The 17,622-nt window shown below is 73.2% G+C and carries 14 protein-coding genes; 10 read left to right on the top strand and 4 right to left on the bottom strand.

Annotated features, from left to right (window positions below; genetic code table 11):
- The first annotated feature begins 37 nt into the window (after positions 1-37).
- Complete coding sequence (locus tag ACFYW3_RS20320; RefSeq protein WP_389386930.1) at positions 38-1,732, top strand: proline--tRNA ligase; 1,695 nt, start codon at positions 38-40, stop codon at positions 1,730-1,732.
- Positions 1,733-1,851: 119 nt separating this feature from the next.
- Here ACFYW3_RS20320 and ACFYW3_RS20315 read toward each other — a convergent pair whose 3' ends face one another.
- Genes ACFYW3_RS20315 through ACFYW3_RS20300 form a run of 4 tightly spaced genes read right to left on the bottom strand, consistent with a single transcriptional unit; the run spans position 1,852 to position 4,797 of the window.
- Positions 1,852-2,760, bottom strand: coding sequence for a slipin family protein (locus tag ACFYW3_RS20315; RefSeq protein WP_389386929.1), 909 nt, complete (start codon positions 2,758-2,760; stop codon positions 1,852-1,854).
- Between the two features lie 42 nt (positions 2,761-2,802).
- Complete coding sequence (locus tag ACFYW3_RS20310) at positions 2,803-3,705, bottom strand: aminoglycoside phosphotransferase family protein (RefSeq protein WP_351754134.1); 903 nt, start codon at positions 3,703-3,705, stop codon at positions 2,803-2,805.
- Positions 3,706-3,721: 16 nt separating this feature from the next.
- Complete coding sequence (locus tag ACFYW3_RS20305) at positions 3,722-4,186, bottom strand: ferritin-like domain-containing protein (RefSeq protein ID WP_351754132.1); 465 nt, start codon at positions 4,184-4,186, stop codon at positions 3,722-3,724.
- Positions 4,183-4,797, bottom strand: a complete 615-nt coding sequence (locus tag ACFYW3_RS20300) for a hypothetical protein (RefSeq protein ID WP_389386928.1) — start codon at positions 4,795-4,797, stop codon at positions 4,183-4,185. Before ACFYW3_RS20300 ends, ACFYW3_RS20305 begins: the two co-directional genes overlap by 4 nt.
- Positions 4,798-4,967: 170 nt before the next feature.
- On the opposite strand from ACFYW3_RS20300, the gene rimP reads away from it, so the two are divergent.
- The 9 genes from rimP to ACFYW3_RS20255 all read left to right on the top strand — a co-directional run bounded on the left by rimP (position 4,968) and on the right by ACFYW3_RS20255 (position 17,580).
- Positions 4,968-5,465, top strand: a complete 498-nt coding sequence (gene rimP / locus ACFYW3_RS20295; protein ID WP_329442031.1) for a ribosome maturation factor RimP — start codon at positions 4,968-4,970, stop codon at positions 5,463-5,465.
- A 2-nt stretch (positions 5,466-5,467) separates the two neighbouring features.
- Positions 5,468-6,538: a transcription termination factor NusA gene (nusA, locus tag ACFYW3_RS20290; protein WP_351754127.1), complete on the top strand. Its 1,071-nt coding sequence runs from the start codon at positions 5,468-5,470 to the stop codon at positions 6,536-6,538.
- A gap of 156 nt (positions 6,539-6,694) precedes the next feature.
- On the top strand, positions 6,695-6,982 hold the full coding sequence (locus ACFYW3_RS20285; RefSeq protein WP_351380626.1) for a YlxR family protein: 288 nt from the start codon (positions 6,695-6,697) through the stop codon (positions 6,980-6,982).
- A 148-nt stretch (positions 6,983-7,130) separates the two neighbouring features.
- On the top strand, positions 7,131-10,268 hold the full coding sequence (gene infB, locus ACFYW3_RS20280; protein WP_351754124.1) for a translation initiation factor IF-2: 3,138 nt from the start codon (positions 7,131-7,133) through the stop codon (positions 10,266-10,268).
- 191 nt (positions 10,269-10,459) lie between these two features.
- On the top strand, positions 10,460-10,753 hold the full coding sequence (locus tag ACFYW3_RS20275; RefSeq protein WP_053675255.1) for a DUF503 domain-containing protein: 294 nt from the start codon (positions 10,460-10,462) through the stop codon (positions 10,751-10,753).
- Between the two features lie 27 nt (positions 10,754-10,780).
- Entirely contained in the window at positions 10,781-11,230 is a 450-nt protein-coding gene (rbfA, locus tag ACFYW3_RS20270; protein ID WP_351754121.1) for a 30S ribosome-binding factor RbfA, read from the top strand.
- Positions 11,227-12,135, top strand: a complete 909-nt coding sequence (gene truB / locus ACFYW3_RS20265; RefSeq protein ID WP_329442024.1) for a tRNA pseudouridine(55) synthase TruB — start codon at positions 11,227-11,229, stop codon at positions 12,133-12,135. Before rbfA ends, truB begins: the two co-directional genes overlap by 4 nt.
- Positions 12,136-12,470: 335 nt before the next feature.
- Positions 12,471-16,439, top strand: coding sequence for a trypsin-like peptidase domain-containing protein (locus ACFYW3_RS20260; protein ID WP_389386927.1), 3,969 nt, complete (start codon positions 12,471-12,473; stop codon positions 16,437-16,439).
- Between the two features lie 184 nt (positions 16,440-16,623).
- Positions 16,624-17,580, top strand: coding sequence for a bifunctional riboflavin kinase/FAD synthetase (locus ACFYW3_RS20255; protein ID WP_389386926.1), 957 nt, complete (start codon positions 16,624-16,626; stop codon positions 17,578-17,580).
- Positions 17,581-17,622: the final 42 nt, after the last annotated feature.

Below are 17,622 nucleotides of genomic sequence, written 5' to 3'. Positions count from 1 at the left end.
TTTCGGGCCCCGCGCCGGTCCCCGATAGCCTCGCGTCATGTCAACGCAACACGTGCAGCGCATGTCCCGCCTCATGGCCAAGACCCTCCGCGAGGACCCGGCGGACGCGGAGACCCTCAGTCACCGCATGCTGGTCCGCGCCGGCTACGTCCGGCGCAGCTCCGCCGGCGTGTGGACCTGGCTGCCGCTCGGCAAGCGGGTCCTGGACAACGTCTCGCGCGTCGTCCGCGAGGAGATGGACGCGATCGGGGCCCAGGAGGTCCTCCTCCCGGCGCTGCTGCCGAAGGAGCCGTACGAGGTCAGCGGCCGCTGGTCGGAGTACGGCGACCTGCTCTTCCGCCTCAAGGACCGCAAGGGCGCCGACTACCTCCTCGGCCCCACCCACGAGGAGATCTTCACCCTGCTGGTGAAGGACCAGTGCACGTCCTACAAGGACCTGCCGGTCATGCTCTACCAGATCCAGACCAAGTACCGCGACGAGGCCAGGCCGCGCTCCGGGGTGCTGCGCGGCCGCGAGTTCCAGATGAAGGACTCGTACTCCTTCGACGTGAGCGACGAGGGCCTGGCCGAGTCCTACGCCCTCCACCGTGCCGCCTACCGGCGGATCTTCGAGCGGCTCGGGCTGAACCACCGGATCGTGTCGGCGGTCTCGGGAGCGATGGGGGGCTCTGCGTCCGAGGAGTTCCTCGCCCCGGCCGAGGCGGGCGAGGACACCTTCGCCGACTGCCCGTCCTGCGACTACGCGGCCAACACGGAGGCCGTGACCTTCGCCCTGACACCGGTGGCCGGCGAGCACGGCCCCCTGGAGGAGATCCCCACCCCCGACACCCCCACCATCGAGACGCTGGCCGCGCACCTGGGCGTACCCGCCTCGGCGACGCTGAAGAACCTCCTCGTGAAGGTGGACGGCGAGATCGTGGCCGTCGGCGTACCGGGGGACCGCGAGGTGGACCTCGGGAAGCTGGGCGAGCATCTCGCCCCGGCCGTCGTGGAGTTGGTGACGGCCGAGGACTTCGTGGACCGGCCCGACCTGGTACGCGGCTACGTGGGCCCGCAGGGCCTGGACAAGGTCCGCTACCTCGCCGACCCCCGTGTCGCACCCGGCACTTCATGGGTGACCGGCGCCAACAAGCCCGACACGCACGCCCGCGACGTGGTCTGCGGACGGGACTTCGAGGTGGACCGGTACCTCGACGTGGTGGTCGTGGCGCCCGGCGACCCCTGCCCGCTCTGCGGCGCCGGCCTCCGCCTGGACCGCGCGATCGAGATCGGCCACATCTTCCAACTGGGTCGCAAGTACGCCGACGCCTTCGGGCTCGACGTGCTCGGCAAGGAGGGCAAGCCGGTCCGGGTCACGATGGGCTCGTACGGGATCGGCGTCTCCCGGGCGGTCGCGGCGCTCGCCGAACAGACCGCCGACGAAAGGGGATTGTGCTGGCCCGTCGAGGTGGCACCGGCCGACGTCCACGTGGTCGCGGCGGGCAAGGCCGTACCGCTGGCGCTCGCCGCGGAAGCCGCCGAGGCGCTGGCCGCCGCGGGCCGGCGGGTCCTCCTGGACGACCGGCCGGGGCTGTCGCCCGGGGTCAAGCTCACCGACGCGGAGCTGATCGGCGTGCCGTGGATCCTGGTCGCCGGGCGCCGCTCGGCCGAGTCGGTGGTCGAACTCCAGAACCGCCTGGACGGTACCCGCGAGGAACTCCCGCTCGCGGAGGCGCTGGCCCGTCTGACGTGACCAACCCCCGCCGGGGCGCGGGGCCCCGGCGGACGGCCCGTACCGCGGCCAGGCCGTCTAGGCCGTCTCTTCCGGATCTTGCCTGACCCGCGCCGCCGGCAAGATCCGAAAGAGACGGCCTAGTCGCGTTCGGCCGGGGGCGGGTCGAGGGCCGGGGGCGCGTCGGTGTCCGCGGCCGGCGCGATGGTCGGCGTCGCGGTCGGGGTCTCGCCCGGCGGGACGGGCGGGGCCGCTTCCGGCGGGGCGGCCGGGGCGGGCGGCGCGGGGGCGGGTGCCGCGCGTTCGAGGAAGCGCAGGAGCTCCACCGGGAACGGCAGGACCAGCGTGGAGTTCTTCTCCGCCGCCACCGCCACCACCGTCTGCAGGAGCCGCAGTTGCAGCGCCGCCGGCTGCTCCGACATGACCTCGGCCGCCTCGGCCAGCTTCCTCGACGCCTGGAGTTCCGCGTCCGCGTTGATGATGCGCGCCCGCCGTTCGCGGTCCGCCTCGGCCTGCCGGGCCATCGATCGTTTCATGGTCTCCGGCAGCGAGACGTCCTTGATCTCGACCCGGTCGATCTGGACGCCCCAGCCGATCGCCGGGCTGTCGATCATCAGCTCCAGCCCCTGGTTCAGCTGCTCCCGGTTGGACAGCAGATCGTCCAGGTCCGACTTGCCGATGATGGACCGCAGCGAGGTCTGGGCCATCTGCGAGACCGCGAACCGGTAGTCCTCGACCTGGATGATCGCGTCGGCCGCGTCGACCACCTTGAAGTAGACGACCGCGTCCACCCGCACGGTGACGTTGTCCCGGGTGATGCCCTCCTGGGCCGGCACCGGCATCGTCACGATCTGCATGTTCACCTTGCGCAGCTTGTCCACGCCCGGGACGACGAAGGTGAAGCCGGGACCCCGCACGCCCTCACGGAGCCGGCCCAGCCGGAACACCACGCCCCGCTCGTACTGCTTCACCACCCGGGCGGCGACGCCCAGGTACACCGTGATTCCCACGCCCGCGGCGATCGCCGCTGTCAGCAGTTCCTCGACCATGACGGCCCCCTGCCGGACATACCTACCTATGTACGGTATGCCCTACAACCAGGCCGCGAACTCCAACAACAGCTCGGCGTCCCGACGCCGCCCGGCGGCCAGGGCCCGGTTCCCCGACTCCACCGCGCGGAACACCGTCCAGCCCCGCAGCCGCTCCCGGTCCACGTCCAACGCGTCGGCCAGCTTGTTCACCCGCCGGCGGGCGCCCGACGCCCCCGTCGAGGAGGCGACCTGGTCCTCCAGCCGGTCCCTGACCAGCCGCGCGAGGTCGTAGGCCCGCTCGCCGACCACCGGGTCGGGACCGACCGTCAGCCACGGCGCCCGCTCACCGGCCAGCACCTTGCCCTGCCGGAAGTTCCCGTGCAGCAGCAGCTCCTCGCCCGGCGCCGCCGTCAGCTCCTCGCGGAGCGCGAGGGCCGTCGCGGCCAGCCCCTCGACCTCCGGGGGAGCCTTCCGCAGCGCCTCGGCCTGCCGGTCCGTGCGCTGCGCGACGGTCTCCCACTCGTGATCGGCCCCGGGGGCCACCCACAGCCGCCGGAGCGTGCCCGACGCCTCCAGCAGCGCCTTCGCCTCCGGCAGCGAGCGCAGCGACACCTCCGGATGCAGCCGCTCCAGGAGCAGCGCCCCGTCCTCCTCGTGGTACCGCGAGTCCAGGACCCGCACCGCCCCGAACCCGCCCCAGTGGGCCAGCGCCGCCAGCTCCCGGTCGGGCCGCGCCCCGGGGGGCGCCAGCTTCAGCGCGGCCGGGGTGCCGTCGGCGTACCGGACGAGGAGCACCAGACTGCTGCGTCCGCCCGGGGCCTGCACCCGCTGCGCGGCCACCTCACGCCGGGTCAGCGCCTCCTCGGTCAGCAGGGGCAACCGCCCCAGCCAGTCCGTGTCCCGCGTCGTCTCCGGCGTCTCGCCGAGCGCCCGCACCAGCCGCTGCGGCGGTTCGAAAGCCATGCGTGCGTGATCCCTTTCAGCTGGTCTGGGCTCGCTTCGAACGTTCCGTGAGCCCAGGGAAGGCTACGCCGACACCACGCCAGCGCGCCGCGCGGACCGCCGCGGCGCTCAGCGCGTCGGCCGCCTCACGGCGCAACGAGCCGTCGGCGGCCCGCACCAGATCGGAGTAGGCGCCGGCCACCCGGTCCTCGACGTCACCGGCGAGCCGCTCGGCGTCCGCAGGGGTCCGCAGTTCGAACGGCAGGGCGTACGCGGCCTCCGACGGGCGGGGCGATCCGCCCAGGTCACGCACGGTGCGGGCGAGCGAGTCACGCCGCGCGAGGTGCTGTCCGTACGCCTCGCGGGCCTCGGGCGCACGGGCCGCCGCGATGCGCGCGCCGATCACCCCGTAGGCGTACGCGGCTGCGTGCTCGGCGGCCAGCGCGGACTGCGCGGCCTCCAGCGGGCGGGTCGTCGCGGAGGGCTCGGGCTTCACGGTCATGCTCCCGGGGTCGAGGTCAGCAGGTACGCGTGGACCGCTCCGCAGGCGGCGACCGAGGCCAGCAGCCGGGCCAGCTCCCCGGGGGCGCCGGCCAGCGCGACGGTCCGGGTCTCGGCCAGGCTCCGCTCGGCGTCCGCGAGTTCGGCCAGGGCGTCGGCGGCCTTGGGCGGAACCGGCTCGCCGGAGCGCGACGGCGTGGCCGTCGCCGAGGCGGAGGGCGACGGGGAGGCCTCCCGACCGGGTTCGACGAACGCCAGGGCCGCGGGGTGCGCCGCGACGGAGGCGCGCAGTGGCCCGAGTCGCCCGGCCAGGTCCGGATGGGCGGCGATGGTCCTGTCGTAACGTTCCAGCAGATGCTCGGAGTCACGAACGGCGCTCTCCCGCATCCGCCGTTCGAGTGAGACCTCGGTGCTCGCGCCGGACGCGTCGCCGGCGTCCGAGCACCCGCTGAGCAGTGCGGCGCCGCCCGCGCCGACGGCCGTGACGAGCACGCTCCGGCGCGAGGGGCGCGAGACGCGGGAAGGGCGCGGGGGACCGGCGGGCTCCGCCGACTCCGGGAAACCCGAGGTCCGCGCGGGCACGGACGGCGGGCGTGGCGTGGTCCAGGGCACGGTGACGTCCTCCGGAGGTGACGGCGGGGCGGGTGTGATCGGCGGGTGTGATCAAGGTACCCGGGGCCCGTGCCGGAGCGCGGACGGCAACACCCTCCGCGACCGGATACCCTTTGACCTGACACGCGACAGAAAACCACAACAGCACACGCGGCCGAGGAGTCACCCGGATGAGCACCACCCAGAGCGACAGGCTGCGCGGACTGCTGGAGCCGCTGGTCACCGCCAAGGGCCTGGACCTCGAAGACATCGAGACGTCCAAGGCGGGCAAGCGCCGGATGCTGCGGATCATCGTGGATTCCGATGAGGGTGTGGAACTGGACGCCTGTGCCGAGTTGAGTCGCGAGGTCTCCGATCTGCTCGACGAGAGCGACGTGATGGGCGAGGACGAGTACGTCCTCGAAGTGAGCTCGCCGGGCGCGGACCGCCCGCTGACCGAGCACCGTCACTACATCCGGGCGATCGGCCGTCTCGTGAAGTTCCAGTCGGTCGAGAGCGGGGAACTGATCGCCCGCATCCTCGACGTCGACGACGAGGGCATGGACCTCGAAGTACCGGGTGTGAAGGGCCGCAAGGCGACCACCCGCCGCATCGCTTTCACCGACATCGCCAAGGCGCGTGTCGAGATCGAGTTCAACCGCAAGGACAAGAAGGAAGAGGAGGCGTAGTCGTGGACATCGACATGAGTGCCCTACGGGGTCTGGTCCGGGAGAAGGAGATCTCCTTCGACCTGCTCGTCGAGGCGATCGAGTCGGCCCTCCTCATCGCGTACCACCGCACCGAGGGCAGCTTCCGCCGCGCCCGCGTCGTGCTCGACCGCACCAACGGTCACGTGGTCGTGTGGGCGACGGAAGACCCGAAGGATCTCGAAGAGGGCCAGGAGCCCAAGGAGTTCGACGACACGCCGTCGGACTTCGGCCGGATCGCCGCGACGACCGCCAAGCAGGTGATCCTCCAGCGTCTGCGCGACGCCGAGGACGACCTGACCTTCGGCGAGTTCCTCGGCCGCGAGGGTGACGTGATCACCGGCGTCGTCCAGCAGGGCAAGGACCCCAAGAACGTCCTCGTCGACATCGGCAAGCTGGAGGCCATCCTGCCGGTGCAGGAGCAGGTCCCCGGCGAGGAGTACACCCACGGGCTGCGCCTGAAGGCGTACGTGGTGCGTGTCGCGAAGGGTGTGCGCGGCCCGTCCGTGACCCTCTCGCGGACCCACCCCAACCTGGTGAAGAAGCTGTTCTCCCTGGAGGTCCCGGAGATCGCCGACGGCAGCGTCGAGATCTCGGCGATCGCCCGCGAGGCCGGCCACCGCACCAAGATCGCCGTCCGCTCCACGCGCTCCGGCCTGAACCCCAAGGGCGCCTGCATCGGCCCGATGGGCAGCCGCGTGCGCAACGTGATGGCCGAACTGCACGGTGAGAAGATCGACATCGTGGACTGGTCGGACGACCCGGCGGAGATGGTCGCCAACGCCCTGTCACCCGCCCGGGTGAGCAAGGTCGAGGTCGTCGACTGGGACTCCCGCTCCGCCCGCGTCACCGTGCCCGACTACCAGTTGTCGCTGGCCATCGGCAAGGAGGGCCAGAACGCCCGCCTCGCCGCGCGGCTCACCGGCTGGCGCATCGACATCCGCCCGGACACCGAGGACCCCTCGGACCGGGACGGGGACCGCGACCGCGGTGGCGACCGGGACCGCGGCGGCGACCGCGGCGCGGACCGTCACTCCGACCGGCGCGGGGAATAAACCACTACCGGTCGGTGGTTTTCGGCCGGTAGACAGGGACCCCGCGGGCCGGGGTCCCTGACCTGTGGCTCCTCCGGGATCCATGTGAATCACGACGACATCCGTTCGATTTTTCGCCCGAAGGGGTGAGGTCGGTGCGGGGAGGTAGACTTAGGCGTGTCTGGCCGGACGCAAGCCCGCGCATGCCCCGAACGCACCTGTGTGGGGTGTCGGGAGCGAGCGGCCAAGAGCGATCTGCTGCGCATCGTGGCGGTCGAGGACGAATGCGTCCCCGATCCTCGCGGTACGCTGCCCGGCCGGGGTGCCTACGTGCACCCCGCCGTGGTCTGCCTCGACCAGGCGGTCCGCCGCAGAGCGTTCCCCCGGGCCCTTCGGTCCGCCGGAGCGCTCGACACGACGGAACTGCGCAAAGCCGTGGCCGGTGAGGCCGGGGCGACACCGTAAGAAGTAGTACGGCACGGATACCCCGTGCGGTCAGGTACCTCGCGAGTTGGAAGTAGGTCGAGATTGCGATGAGCACTCGATGAGTACGCGATGAGTACGCCCATGAAGTAGCGACGGTCCGGCGTAACCCGGACCTAAAAGGAGCGAAGTGGCTAAGGTCCGGGTATACGAACTCGCCAAGGAGTTCGGGGTAGAGAGCAAGGTCGTCATGGCCAAGCTCCAAGAACTCGGTGAATTCGTACGTTCGGCGTCCTCGACGATCGAGGCGCCTGTCGTACGCAAGTTGACTGACGCACTGCAGGGGCCCGGCGGCAACGCCGGCAAGTCCGCTGCAAAGCCCGGCGCGCCCCGCAAGGCAGCGCCCGCCAAGCCCGCAGCGCCCTCCCCGGCCGCTGCGGCACGTCCTGCCGCCCCGAAGCCCGGTGCACCGGCCCCCAAGCCGGTCGTCGCCGAGGCTCCGGCCGCCAGTACTCCCGCCCCGGTGACTCCGGCCGCATCCGGCCCGCGTCCCGGTCCCAAGGCTCCGGCCGCCCCGAAGCCCGCTCCGGCGGCTCCCGTGGCGACCGAGTTCTCCGCGCCTCCGGCGGCCCCGGCCGCCCCGGCGCGCACCGAGCGTCCCGCCGCGGCCGCTCCCGGCCCCCGTCCGGCGCAGCAGCGTCCGGCCCAGGGCCAGGGCCAGGGCGGTCAGCCCGGCGCCCGTCCCGGCGCCCCGCGCCCGGCCGGTTCCGCCCCCGGCGGTCCGTCCCAGCGTCCCGCCGGCGGTGCCGGTGCCCCGCGTCCGCAGGGCGCCCGTCCGGCCGGTCCCCGTCCGGGCAACAACCCGTTCACCTCTGGTGGCTCCACCGGCATGGCGCGCCCGCAGGCGCCCCGTCCGGCCGGCGCTCCCCGTCCCGGTGCCCCCGGCGCCGGCGGCGGCCAGGGTGCTCCCCGTCCGCAGGGCGGCCCCGGCGGCGCCCCGCGTCCCCAGGGTCAGGGCGCCGGTCGTCCGACCCCGGGCGGCATGCCTCGCCCGCAGGGCGGTGCCCCGCGTCCCGGTGGTGCTCCCGGCGGTAACCGTCCCAACCCGGGCATGATGCCGCAGCGTCCCGCTGCCGGTGGTCCCGGTCCGCGTCCCGGCGGCGGCCCCGGTGGCCGTGGTCCCGGTGCGGGCGGTGCCCGTCCCGGCGGCGGCGCCGGTCGTCCCGCGGGCGGCGGCTTCGCCGGTCGTCCGGCCGGTCCGGGCTCGCGTCCCGGCGGCGGTGGCGGCTTCGGTGGCCCCCGTCCCGGTGGCGGCGGCTTCGGTGGCGGTCCGGCCGGTGCCGGTGGCGGCGGTCGTCCCGGCTTCGGCGGGCGTCCCGGTGGTCCCGGTGCCCGTGGTGGCACGCAGGGCGCCTTCGGTCGTCCCGGCGGTCCGGCCCGTCGTGGTCGCAAGTCCAAGCGTCAGAGGCGCCAGGAGTACGAGGCCATGCAGGCCCCGTCGGTCGGCGGCGTGATGCTGCCGCGCGGCCAGGGCGAGACCGTTCGCCTGTCGCGCGGTGCCTCCCTCACCGACTTCGCGGAGAAGATCAACGCCAACCCGGCGTCGCTCGTCGCCGTGATGATGAACCTCGGCGAGATGGTCACGGCCACGCAGTCCGTCTCCGACGAGACCCTCGAAATGCTGGCCGGCGAGATGAACTACACGGTTCAGATCGTCAGCCCGGAGGAAGAGGACCGCGAGCTCCTCGAGGGCTTCGACATCGAGTTCGGCGAGGACGAGGGCGGCGAGGAATTCCTCATGCCGCGTCCGCCGGTCGTGACCGTCATGGGTCACGTCGACCACGGCAAGACCCGACTGCTCGACGCCATCCGCAAGACGAACGTCGTCGCGGGCGAGGCCGGTGGCATCACGCAGCACATCGGTGCGTACCAGGTCGGTACCGAGGTCAACGGTGAAGAGCGCAAGATCACCTTCATCGACACCCCGGGTCACGAGGCGTTCACCGCCATGCGTGCCCGTGGTGCCAAGTCGACCGACATCGCGATCCTCGTGGTCGCGGCCAACGACGGCGTCATGCCGCAGACGATCGAGGCGCTCAACCACGCCAAGGCCGCCGGCGTCCCGATCGTCGTCGCGGTCAACAAGATCGACGTCGAGGGTGCCGACCCGGTCAAGGTGCGCGGTCAGCTCACCGAGTTCGGTCTGGTCGCCGAGGAGTACGGCGGCGACACGATGTTCGTCGACATCTCCGCGAAGCAGGGTCTGCACATCGACTCCCTGCTGGAGGCCGTCGTCCTCACCGCCGACGCCTCGCTCGACCTGCGCGCCAACCCGGAGCAGGACGCTCAGGGTATTGCGATCGAGTCCCACCTCGACCGCGGCCGCGGTGCCGTCGCGACCGTCCTCGTGCAGCGCGGTACCCTCCGCGTCGGCGACACGATGGTCGTGGGCGACGCCTACGGCCGAGTGCGCGCCATGCTCGACGACAAGGGCAACAACGTCGAGGAAGCGGGTCCGTCGACCCCCGTCCTGGTCCTGGGTCTCACCAACGTCCCCGGCGCCGGCGACAACTTCCTCGTCGTGGACGAGGACCGTACGGCCCGTCAGATCGCCGAGAAGCGTGCTGCGCGAGAGCGCAACGCCAACTTCGCCAAGCGCGTCCGTCGTGTGTCCCTCGAGGACCTCGACTCCGTGCTCAAGGCCGGTCTGGTCCAGGAACTCAACCTCATCATCAAGGGCGACGCGTCCGGTGCGGTCGAGGCTCTCGAGTCCTCGCTGCTCCAGCTCGACGTCGGTGAAGAGGTCGACATCCGGGTCCTGCACCGCGGTGTGGGTGCGGTCACCGAGTCCGACATCTCGCTGGCGATGGGCTCCGACGCCATCGTCATCGGTTACAACGTCCGTGCGGCCGGTCGCGCCGCGCAGATGGCGGACCGCGAGGGTGTCGACGTCCGCTACTACTCGGTGATCTACCAGGCCATCGAGGAGATCGAGGCGGCCCTGAAGGGTCTCCTCAAGCCGGAGTACGAAGAGGTCGAGCTCGGTACGGCGGAGGTCCGCGAGATCTTCCGCTCGTCCAAGCTGGGCAACATCGCGGGTGTTCTCATCCGCTCCGGCGAGGTCAAGCGCAACACCAAGGCGCGGCTCCTGCGCGATGGCAAGGTCATCGCCGAGAACCTCACCATCTCCGGTCTGCGCCGCTTCAAGGACGACGTCACCGAGATCCGCGAAGGCTTCGAGGGCGGTATCAACCTCGGTTCCTTCAACGACATCAAGATCGACGACGTCATCGCGACGTACGAGATGCGCGAGAAGCCCCGCGCGTAAGCGCGAGGCGGTTCGCACCGTGTCGTAAGGCGTAAGGCTCGTACGGCCGAAAGGTCGTACGAGTAGCACCGGGGCCGGTCGGCGGAATATCCGTCGATCGGCCCCGGCCGTTGCGTGTACGGTTCTGGTGATCCTGCCGCGCGAAGGCCGGCAGGCCACCGAACCCGCACCGGCGGGATATCCGGAACTGCATGTACGTGGGGACTCTGTCCTTCGATCTGCTCCTCGGCGACGTTCACTCGCTGAAGGAGAAACGCTCCGTCGTCCGGCCCATCGTCGCCGAGCTCCAACGCAAGTTCTCCGTGAGCGCGGCAGAGGTGGGCGACCAGGACCTGCACCGCAGGGCCCTCATAGGGGTCGCCCTGGTGAGTGGGGACGCGGGGTTCGTGTCGGACGTACTGGACCGCTGCGAGCGGTTGGTCGCGGCACGTCCTGAAGTGGAGCTGCTGTCGGTACGACGGCGGCTCCACGGTGATGAAGACTGACTGCAAGACAAAGAAGGAGACGGACCAGTGGCCGACAATGCGCGGGCGAAGAAGCTGGCGGACCTCATCCGGGAGGTGGTGGCCGAGAAGCTGCAGCGCGGTGTCAAGGACCCCCGCCTCGGTACGCACGTGACCATCACGGACACCCGGGTCACCGGCGACCTGCGGGAGGCCACGGTCTTCTACACGGTCTACGGTGACGACGAGGACCGGGCCAGTGCGGCGGCGGGCCTCGAAAGCGCCAAGGGCGTACTGCGCTCCGCGGTCGGCCGGGCGGCGGGAACCAAGTTCACGCCCACCCTGACCTTCGTGGCGGACGCCCTCCCGGAGAACGCCAAGACCATCGAAGACCTCCTCGACAAGGCGCGGGCCTCCGACGCCCAGGTGCGCGAGGTCTCCTCCGGCGCGAAGTACGCCGGCGACGCCGACCCGTACAAGAAGCCGGACGAGGACGACGAGGACGCAACCGCGGAATGAGCACCAACGCAGGGAAGACTCCGGACGGCCTTGTCATCGTCGACAAGCCGTCCGGCTTCACTTCGCACGACGTGGTCGCCAAGATGCGGGGGATCGCCAAGACCCGCCGCGTGGGCCACGCCGGCACGCTCGACCCGATGGCCACGGGCGTACTCGTCCTCGGCGTCGAGAAGGCCACCAAGCTCCTCGGCCACCTCGCGCTGACGGAGAAGGAGTACCTCGGCACCATCAGGCTGGGGCAGGACACCCTCACGGACGACGCCGAGGGCGAGATCATCTCCTCCGCCGACGCGTCCGGGGTGACCCGCGAGGCCGTGGACGCCGGCATCGCCAAGCTGTCCGGCGAGATCATGCAGGTCCCGTCCAAGGTCAGCGCCATCAAGATCAAGGGCGTTCGCTCCTACAAGCGCGCCCGGGACGGCGAGGACTTCGAGATCCCGGCCCGACCGGTGACCATCTCGTCCTTCCAGGTGTACGACATGCGGGACGCCGAGGCCGAGGACGGCACCAAGGTCGTCGACCTCGTCGTCTCCGTCGTCTGCTCCAGCGGTACGTACATCCGGGCCCTCGCCCGCGACCTGGGCGCCGACCTCGGTGTCGGCGGCCACCTGACGGCGCTGCGGCGCACCCGGGTGGGCCCGTACAAGCTCGACCGGGCGCGGACGCTCGACCAGCTCCAGGAGGAGCTGACCGTCATGCCGATCGGCGAGGCCGCGGCCGCGGCCTTCCCGCGGTGGGACCTGGACGCCCGGCGTGCCGGTCTGCTCGCCAACGGCGTGCGGATCGAGATGCCGGAGGAGTACGAGGACGGCAAGACGGTCGCCGTCTACGGTCCGCAGGACCAACTGCTCGGGCTCGTGGAGAGCAAGGGCGGCAAGGCGAAGTCGCTCGCGGTGTTCGTCTGACGGACGGAGGTCCGCGGAACGGGCGGTTCGGCCCGGTGCGTGCGTACGGCCCTCGGGCCGTGCGGCGGGCCGGGCCGTACGCGTCCTTCCCGCCGTTCCTTGCCTCGCGCGTGTTCGTCGTGGAGCGGCGAGCGCACAAGGACCGCCGCTCGCCGCTCCACGACCCCCCTCGGGTAGCTCTCTATCCACCCGGAGTGCCTTATTCACCCGTCCGAGCAGGCGCTCGGAGTGAATGGAGGGAGCGTAAGGGGGCGCTTTCGGCTCACGTGCTTTTCCCGCTGATCTTCACCTGCCTAACGTCATGGGCACGGGTACGGCGGGGGAGTGGTGCGGCAATGACGGAGCTCGTCAGGATCTGCGATCTCGCCGGGCGGGTGCGTGGCAGCGGTTTCGTCGCGGACGACCGCGGCACGGTGATCACCAGCCACGAGGCCGTGGACGGCTTGGCCCGGGTGGTGTTGCACGGCCCCGGGGAACGCACGTGGCTCGCCGAGGCGCGGGACGTGACCCCCCTGCCGTGGCTCGCGCTCGCCCTCGTACGCACCGACGGGCTGGGTCTGCGTCCCCTGCCGATCGGGGCGCGCTCGGCGATCACTCCCGGGACGTACGTACGGATCCCCGCGCGGGGGTGGCGACAGGCGCGCGTGCTCGCGGCCGGCGCGGAGGTCACGTACACCGCGACCGACCGGATCCACGTCCTGCCCGCCGCGGTGGAGCTGGCGATCGGCACGGCCGGCCGGGACGCCCTGGAGCTGGGCGGGGAGGCCTGCGGGGGGCCGGTGCTCGACGCCGAGACCGGAGCGGTGCTCGCCGTGGTGGGCACCGCTCTGCACGCCGAACACCGCTCGGCCGGTTTCGCGATCCCGCTCCGCGCGGCGGCCGAGGCCGACCCGGGCGGCCCGCTGGCCGCCCTGCTGGAACGAAACGCCGCCACCGTGCCGGGACACGGCGCCGACCTGAACCTCGCCGGCGTGCTGGAGCTGACCGGGACCACACTGCCCCCGGCGCTCACCGCCGGCGGACCGGAACCCGTCGAGCGCCCCGGGATCGCCGCCGAACTGGCCTCCTTCACCGCCTCGGACCGGTCCGTTCTCGGGCTGGTCGGCGCCCCGGGCACCGGCCGGACCACGGCACTGGCCGTGCTGGCCGCGCACCGTGCCCGCGGGGCCCGGCCGGCGCCCACGCTGTGGCTGCGCGGGGCTGATCTGCGCGCCGCGGACTCCTCGTTGGCCGACGCCGTGGCGCGTGCGCTGGCCGCGGCGCGGCGGATCGTCGCCGCCGGTGCGGAGGCGCGGATGGAAGCCGAGGCGGAGGCGACGGCGGCGCGCGTGATGTCCCCGGAGCCCGCCGCGATGGCCGCCGCAGAGGCGGCCGTGTCCGTGGGCTCTGCCGTGGGCTTCGGCTCGGCCACCGGTTTCGGGTCGGCCGCGGGCTTCGGTCCGTTCTCGTCCCTCGCCCCGCCCGCCGACGCCGGACACGGCGGCCGGGCGACCGCCGTGGGCACCGTCGAGCCGTTCTCCGAGCTCGTCGGTCGGGCGGGGACGGCTGTGCCGGGACCGGTTCCGGAGCCTGCCGCCGCCCCCGGAGCCGCGAGCACCGTCGAGCGGATCGCACGGCTGGCCGCCGACGCCGGGTGCGCTCTGCTGGTGGTCCTCGACGCCCCGGAGGAGACGTCCCCGCGGCAGGTCCCACGACAGGCGCCGTGGGCCGAGGCCACCGCCCGTTGGCTCGCCCGCATCGGGGCCCGGCTGATCGTCGCCGCCCGGCCGGAGCACTGGGAGCGGGCCGGCGCCCTGTATCCGCCCGAGGCGCTGTACGTCCCCGCCCGTCCGGCCCGACGGCTGCCGCCCGCGCTGCCCGTCGGCGACCTGAGCCCGGAGGAGGCGCGGACCGCCCGGGCCCGCCTCGGCATCCCCGCCGACGCGGTGCGGGAAGCCGACGCCCGGCACCCCCTCACCCTGCGCCTGCTCGCCGACATCCGGGCCGCCGAGGTCACCGCGGGGCGGCCCGGCCGCGACGAGGTCTTCGCCGCGCACCTCGACCTGTCGGCGCTGCGGGTGGCCGTGCGGATCGCGGCCTCGGGCGCCGGCTCGTCGGAGCCGGGCCCGGGCGGCGCCCCGTCCCCGTCCCCGTCCCCGGGCGCCGGCGGGACCGGGGGCGCGGGGCCCGGCTGGTTCGGGGGGCTCGGCGCGGCCGGGTCCCGGCTCCGCGGGGCGGGGGACCCCTGCGGCCCCGACACCGCGGGCACTGACGGGGTATCGGCCCTGATCGGATCGGTGTGCGGCGCGGACCCGGCCGAGGCGGACCGGGGCGCCCCGGGGGCACGGAGCCACGGTGACCACGGTCGCGGCGTGCCCGGGCCTGGTGTGCACGGGCCCGGGGTGCGCAGGCTCGCCGCCCGTGTCGCCGGGCGGGTGCACGAGGCCGCCCGGCGCTGCCTCGGGCCGGGGCAGGGCGAACTGGACCGGGCCGCCTTCGAGGAGCTGTTCCCCTGGCGGACCGGCTGGGCCTCGGCCGTGCTCACCGAGGGCCTGCTGGTCCCCGCCGGGAACGGCTACCGCTTCGCCCACGAGGAACTGTCCGACTGGCTCCAGGCCGGACACCTCGACGTCCCGACCGCACTGGACGCCCTGGTGCACCTCGGCCCCGCCACCACGGGCCCGCCCGTGCCCCGCCACCGCGTCGGCACCGTCGTGGAGGCCCTGCTCAGGCTCTCGCCGACCGAGACCCGAGGCATGCTGACCCGGCTGGTGGAGGCCCTGAACTCCTTCGCGGAGGCCGAACCGGAACGGCAACCGGAGCAACAAGCGGAGCAACAAGCGGAGCGAGGACCGGAAGGGCGGGCACAGGGGGAGCGCGAGCAGCCCGCGCCCGGGGAGGGAGACCGGGCCGAACGGGTCTGGTGGGCGGCCCGCCTGCTCCGTGAGGGCCTGCTGCGGGTCCCCGACGCCACGCCGTACCTGCCCGTCCTGCACGCCCTCGCCGAACACGTGGCCCGCACCGGCCCCGGCGACTTCGAGGGCTGGTTCTGGAACCGGCTCCGGCTGTCCGAGTCCGACCGCCTCGACCTGCTGCGTCGGCTGCTGCCCTCCGACCACCGCTACCTGGAGGCCGCCGCCCGACGCCTCGCCCGTGACCCGAGGCTCGTCCAGCCCCTGCTCTGCGCCTGGTTGACCGACGAACGCCGGTTGCGCGGACGCCCCGGAGCCACCGTCGCCACCGCCGCCCAGGCCCTGCTGCACACCCACCGCGCCCTCGCCGTCGACGAGCTCGCGGAGGCCCTGGTCGCGGCCGCCCACCCGCGTGCCGACGAACTGCTCGCCGTCCTCGCCGAGGACGAGCCCTCCGCCCTGTGCCGGGCCGTCGACCGCTGGGCCCACGACGAACGGCCCGGGCGCCGGGTCGCCGCCGCCGCGTACGGATCGACCACCGCCCCGCACGTGCGCGCCCCCGCCGACCGCGAGCTGCTGCGTCGCGCGGCGCGGGCGCTGCTGGACCGACCGGCCGACGCGACCCTGCACGGCAGTGCCCTCGGGATGCTGCTCCGCGACCCCCGGGTGCGGGCCCGCTACCTGCCCGACGCCCTCGCCTGCTTCCGCGATCCCGAGGGCGGTGCCCGGCTGCCCGCGTCGGCGTTGGTCGCGGCGCTGCCCGTGCTGCCCGACCCGGACGCCGTGTTCGCCGCCCTTCGGGCCCGCGCCGACGGGGAGGTGGTGCGCGCCCTGGCCGCGCTGACCACGCCGGGACTGGCCCGCCGCGCGGGAGACCTCGTACGGGAGCACCTCGCACGGCACCCCGAGGACGCCCCGCACGCGGCCGTGTTCGTGGACCGGCGCCTCGCCCAGGGCCTGGCCGCGATGCCCGTGCTCCGCCCGCTGGTCCTCGACCTGCTGCGGACCGCCCCGACGGAGGTCCGGGTCGCCCTGGCCCGGGTGCTGGCCGCGCCCGGCGGGGAGGGCTCGTCGGTGCTCCGGGGCGACCTGGCCGACGTGCTGCTGCGGGAGGAGAACGACCCGGTGGTGCTCGACGCCTTCCTCGGGGCGCTCGCCGCCTGGGTGGGTGCGCGGCCGGAGGAACGCACTCGCGAGCTCCTGCGGCGCACCGGCCGCCGGCTGTTGGGGGTGCCGGGCGGTCCGGCGGTGTTCGAGCACCGGACGGTGGAGCTCGCCCGCGCCGATCCGGTCTTCGGGAGCCTCGTCGCGCGCTGGCTCGACGCATCGGGGGTCGAGGCCGCGGCGCTGCTCGGGCCGGGTGCCAGACGTACGGTCGAGACGCTGAGCAGGACCGCACCCGACATCACGTGAGGCGGGGCCGGCCATCACGTGAGGCGGGGCCGGCTCCCGTCGTCGTCCCGCGCCCGGCATCCCGTCGTGCGGGGCGGAGCCGGCCCGATGCCGATGCGGACCCCCGGCCGGCGGCATGGCAGTCTTAGACCTGCAATCGGCATCAGGACAGGGACCATACGGGTTCGGGCGAGGAGCGGTCACAGTGCAGCGCTGGCGTGGCTTGGAGGACATCCCCCAGGACTGGGGACGCAGCGTCGTCACCATCGGCTCCTACGACGGTGTGCACCGGGGGCATCAGCTGATCATCGGGCGGGCCGTCGCCAAGGCCCGGGAGCTGGGCCTCCCGTCGGTCGTCGTCACCTTCAGCCCGCACCCGAGCGAGGTCGTGCGGCCCGGCAGCCACCCGCCGATCCTGGCGCCCTACGACCGACGCGCCGAGTTGATGTCCGGTCTCGGGGTGGACGCGCTGTTGATCCTGCCGTTCACGGCGGAGTTCTCCCAGCTGTCCCCGGCCGACTTCATCGTGAAGGTGCTGGTCGACAAGCTGCACGCCCGCGCCGTCATCGAGGGACCCAACTTCCGCTTCGGCCACAAGGCCGCCGGGAACGTCGACTTCCTGCGCGAGCTGGGCGCCACGTACGACTACGAGGTCGACGTCGTGGACCTGGTGGAACGCGGCGAGGCGGGCGGCGGGGTGCCGTTCTCCTCGACGCTGGCGCGCCGGCTCGTCGCCGAGGGCGACATGGACGGCGCGGCCGAGATCCTCGGCCGCCCGCACCGGGTCGAGGGCGTCGTGGTGCGCGGCGCGCAGCGCGGGCGCGAACTCGGCTACCCGACGGCCAACGTCGAGACCCAGCCGCACACCGCGATCCCCGCGGACGGGGTGTACGCGGGCTGGCTGACGGCGGACGGCGAGCGGATGCCCGCGGCGATCTCGGTGGGGACGAACGTGCAGTTCGACGCCACCGAGCGGACCGTCGAGGCGTACGCGATCGACCGGATCGGGCTGGACCTGTACGGCATGCACGTGGCCGTGGACTTCCTCGCGTACGTGCGGGGCATGGCCAGGTTCGAGTCGCTGGACGGGCTGTTGGAGGCCATCGCCGACGACGTGAAGCGGGCGCGTGTGCTGACCGACGCCTACGACGCGCAGCGCTGAGCCCCATCGCACGAATGACGTGAGGGCCCGTACCGTCCTGGG

The organism is Streptomyces sp. NPDC002602 (genome assembly GCF_042889445.1).
GTDB lineage: Bacteria > Actinomycetota > Actinomycetes > Streptomycetales > Streptomycetaceae > Streptomyces.
Note: the sequence above shows the minus strand (reverse complement) of the source record. Positions and strands in the feature narration are given on the sequence as shown.

Excerpts from the sequence above, each read along its gene's own strand:
- ACFYW3_RS20315 (WP_389386929.1), bottom strand. The coding sequence starts at position 2,760 with ATGGTCGAGGAACTGCTGACAGCGGCGATCGCCGCGGGCGTGGGAATC.
- truB (WP_329442024.1), top strand. The coding sequence starts at position 11,227 with ATGAGCACCAACGCAGGGAAGACTCCGGACGGCCTTGTCATCGTCGAC.
- ACFYW3_RS20275 (WP_053675255.1), top strand. The coding sequence starts at position 10,460 with ATGTACGTGGGGACTCTGTCCTTCGATCTGCTCCTCGGCGACGTTCAC.
- ACFYW3_RS20305 (WP_351754132.1), bottom strand. The coding sequence starts at position 4,186 with ATGACCGTGAAGCCCGAGCCCTCCGCGACGACCCGCCCGCTGGAGGCC.
- rimP (WP_329442031.1), top strand. The coding sequence starts at position 4,968 with ATGAGCACCACCCAGAGCGACAGGCTGCGCGGACTGCTGGAGCCGCTG.
- ACFYW3_RS20260 (WP_389386927.1), top strand. The coding sequence starts at position 12,471 with ATGACGGAGCTCGTCAGGATCTGCGATCTCGCCGGGCGGGTGCGTGGC.
- ACFYW3_RS20310 (WP_351754134.1), bottom strand. The coding sequence starts at position 3,705 with ATGGCTTTCGAACCGCCGCAGCGGCTGGTGCGGGCGCTCGGCGAGACG.
- ACFYW3_RS20320 (WP_389386930.1), top strand. The coding sequence starts at position 38 with ATGTCAACGCAACACGTGCAGCGCATGTCCCGCCTCATGGCCAAGACC.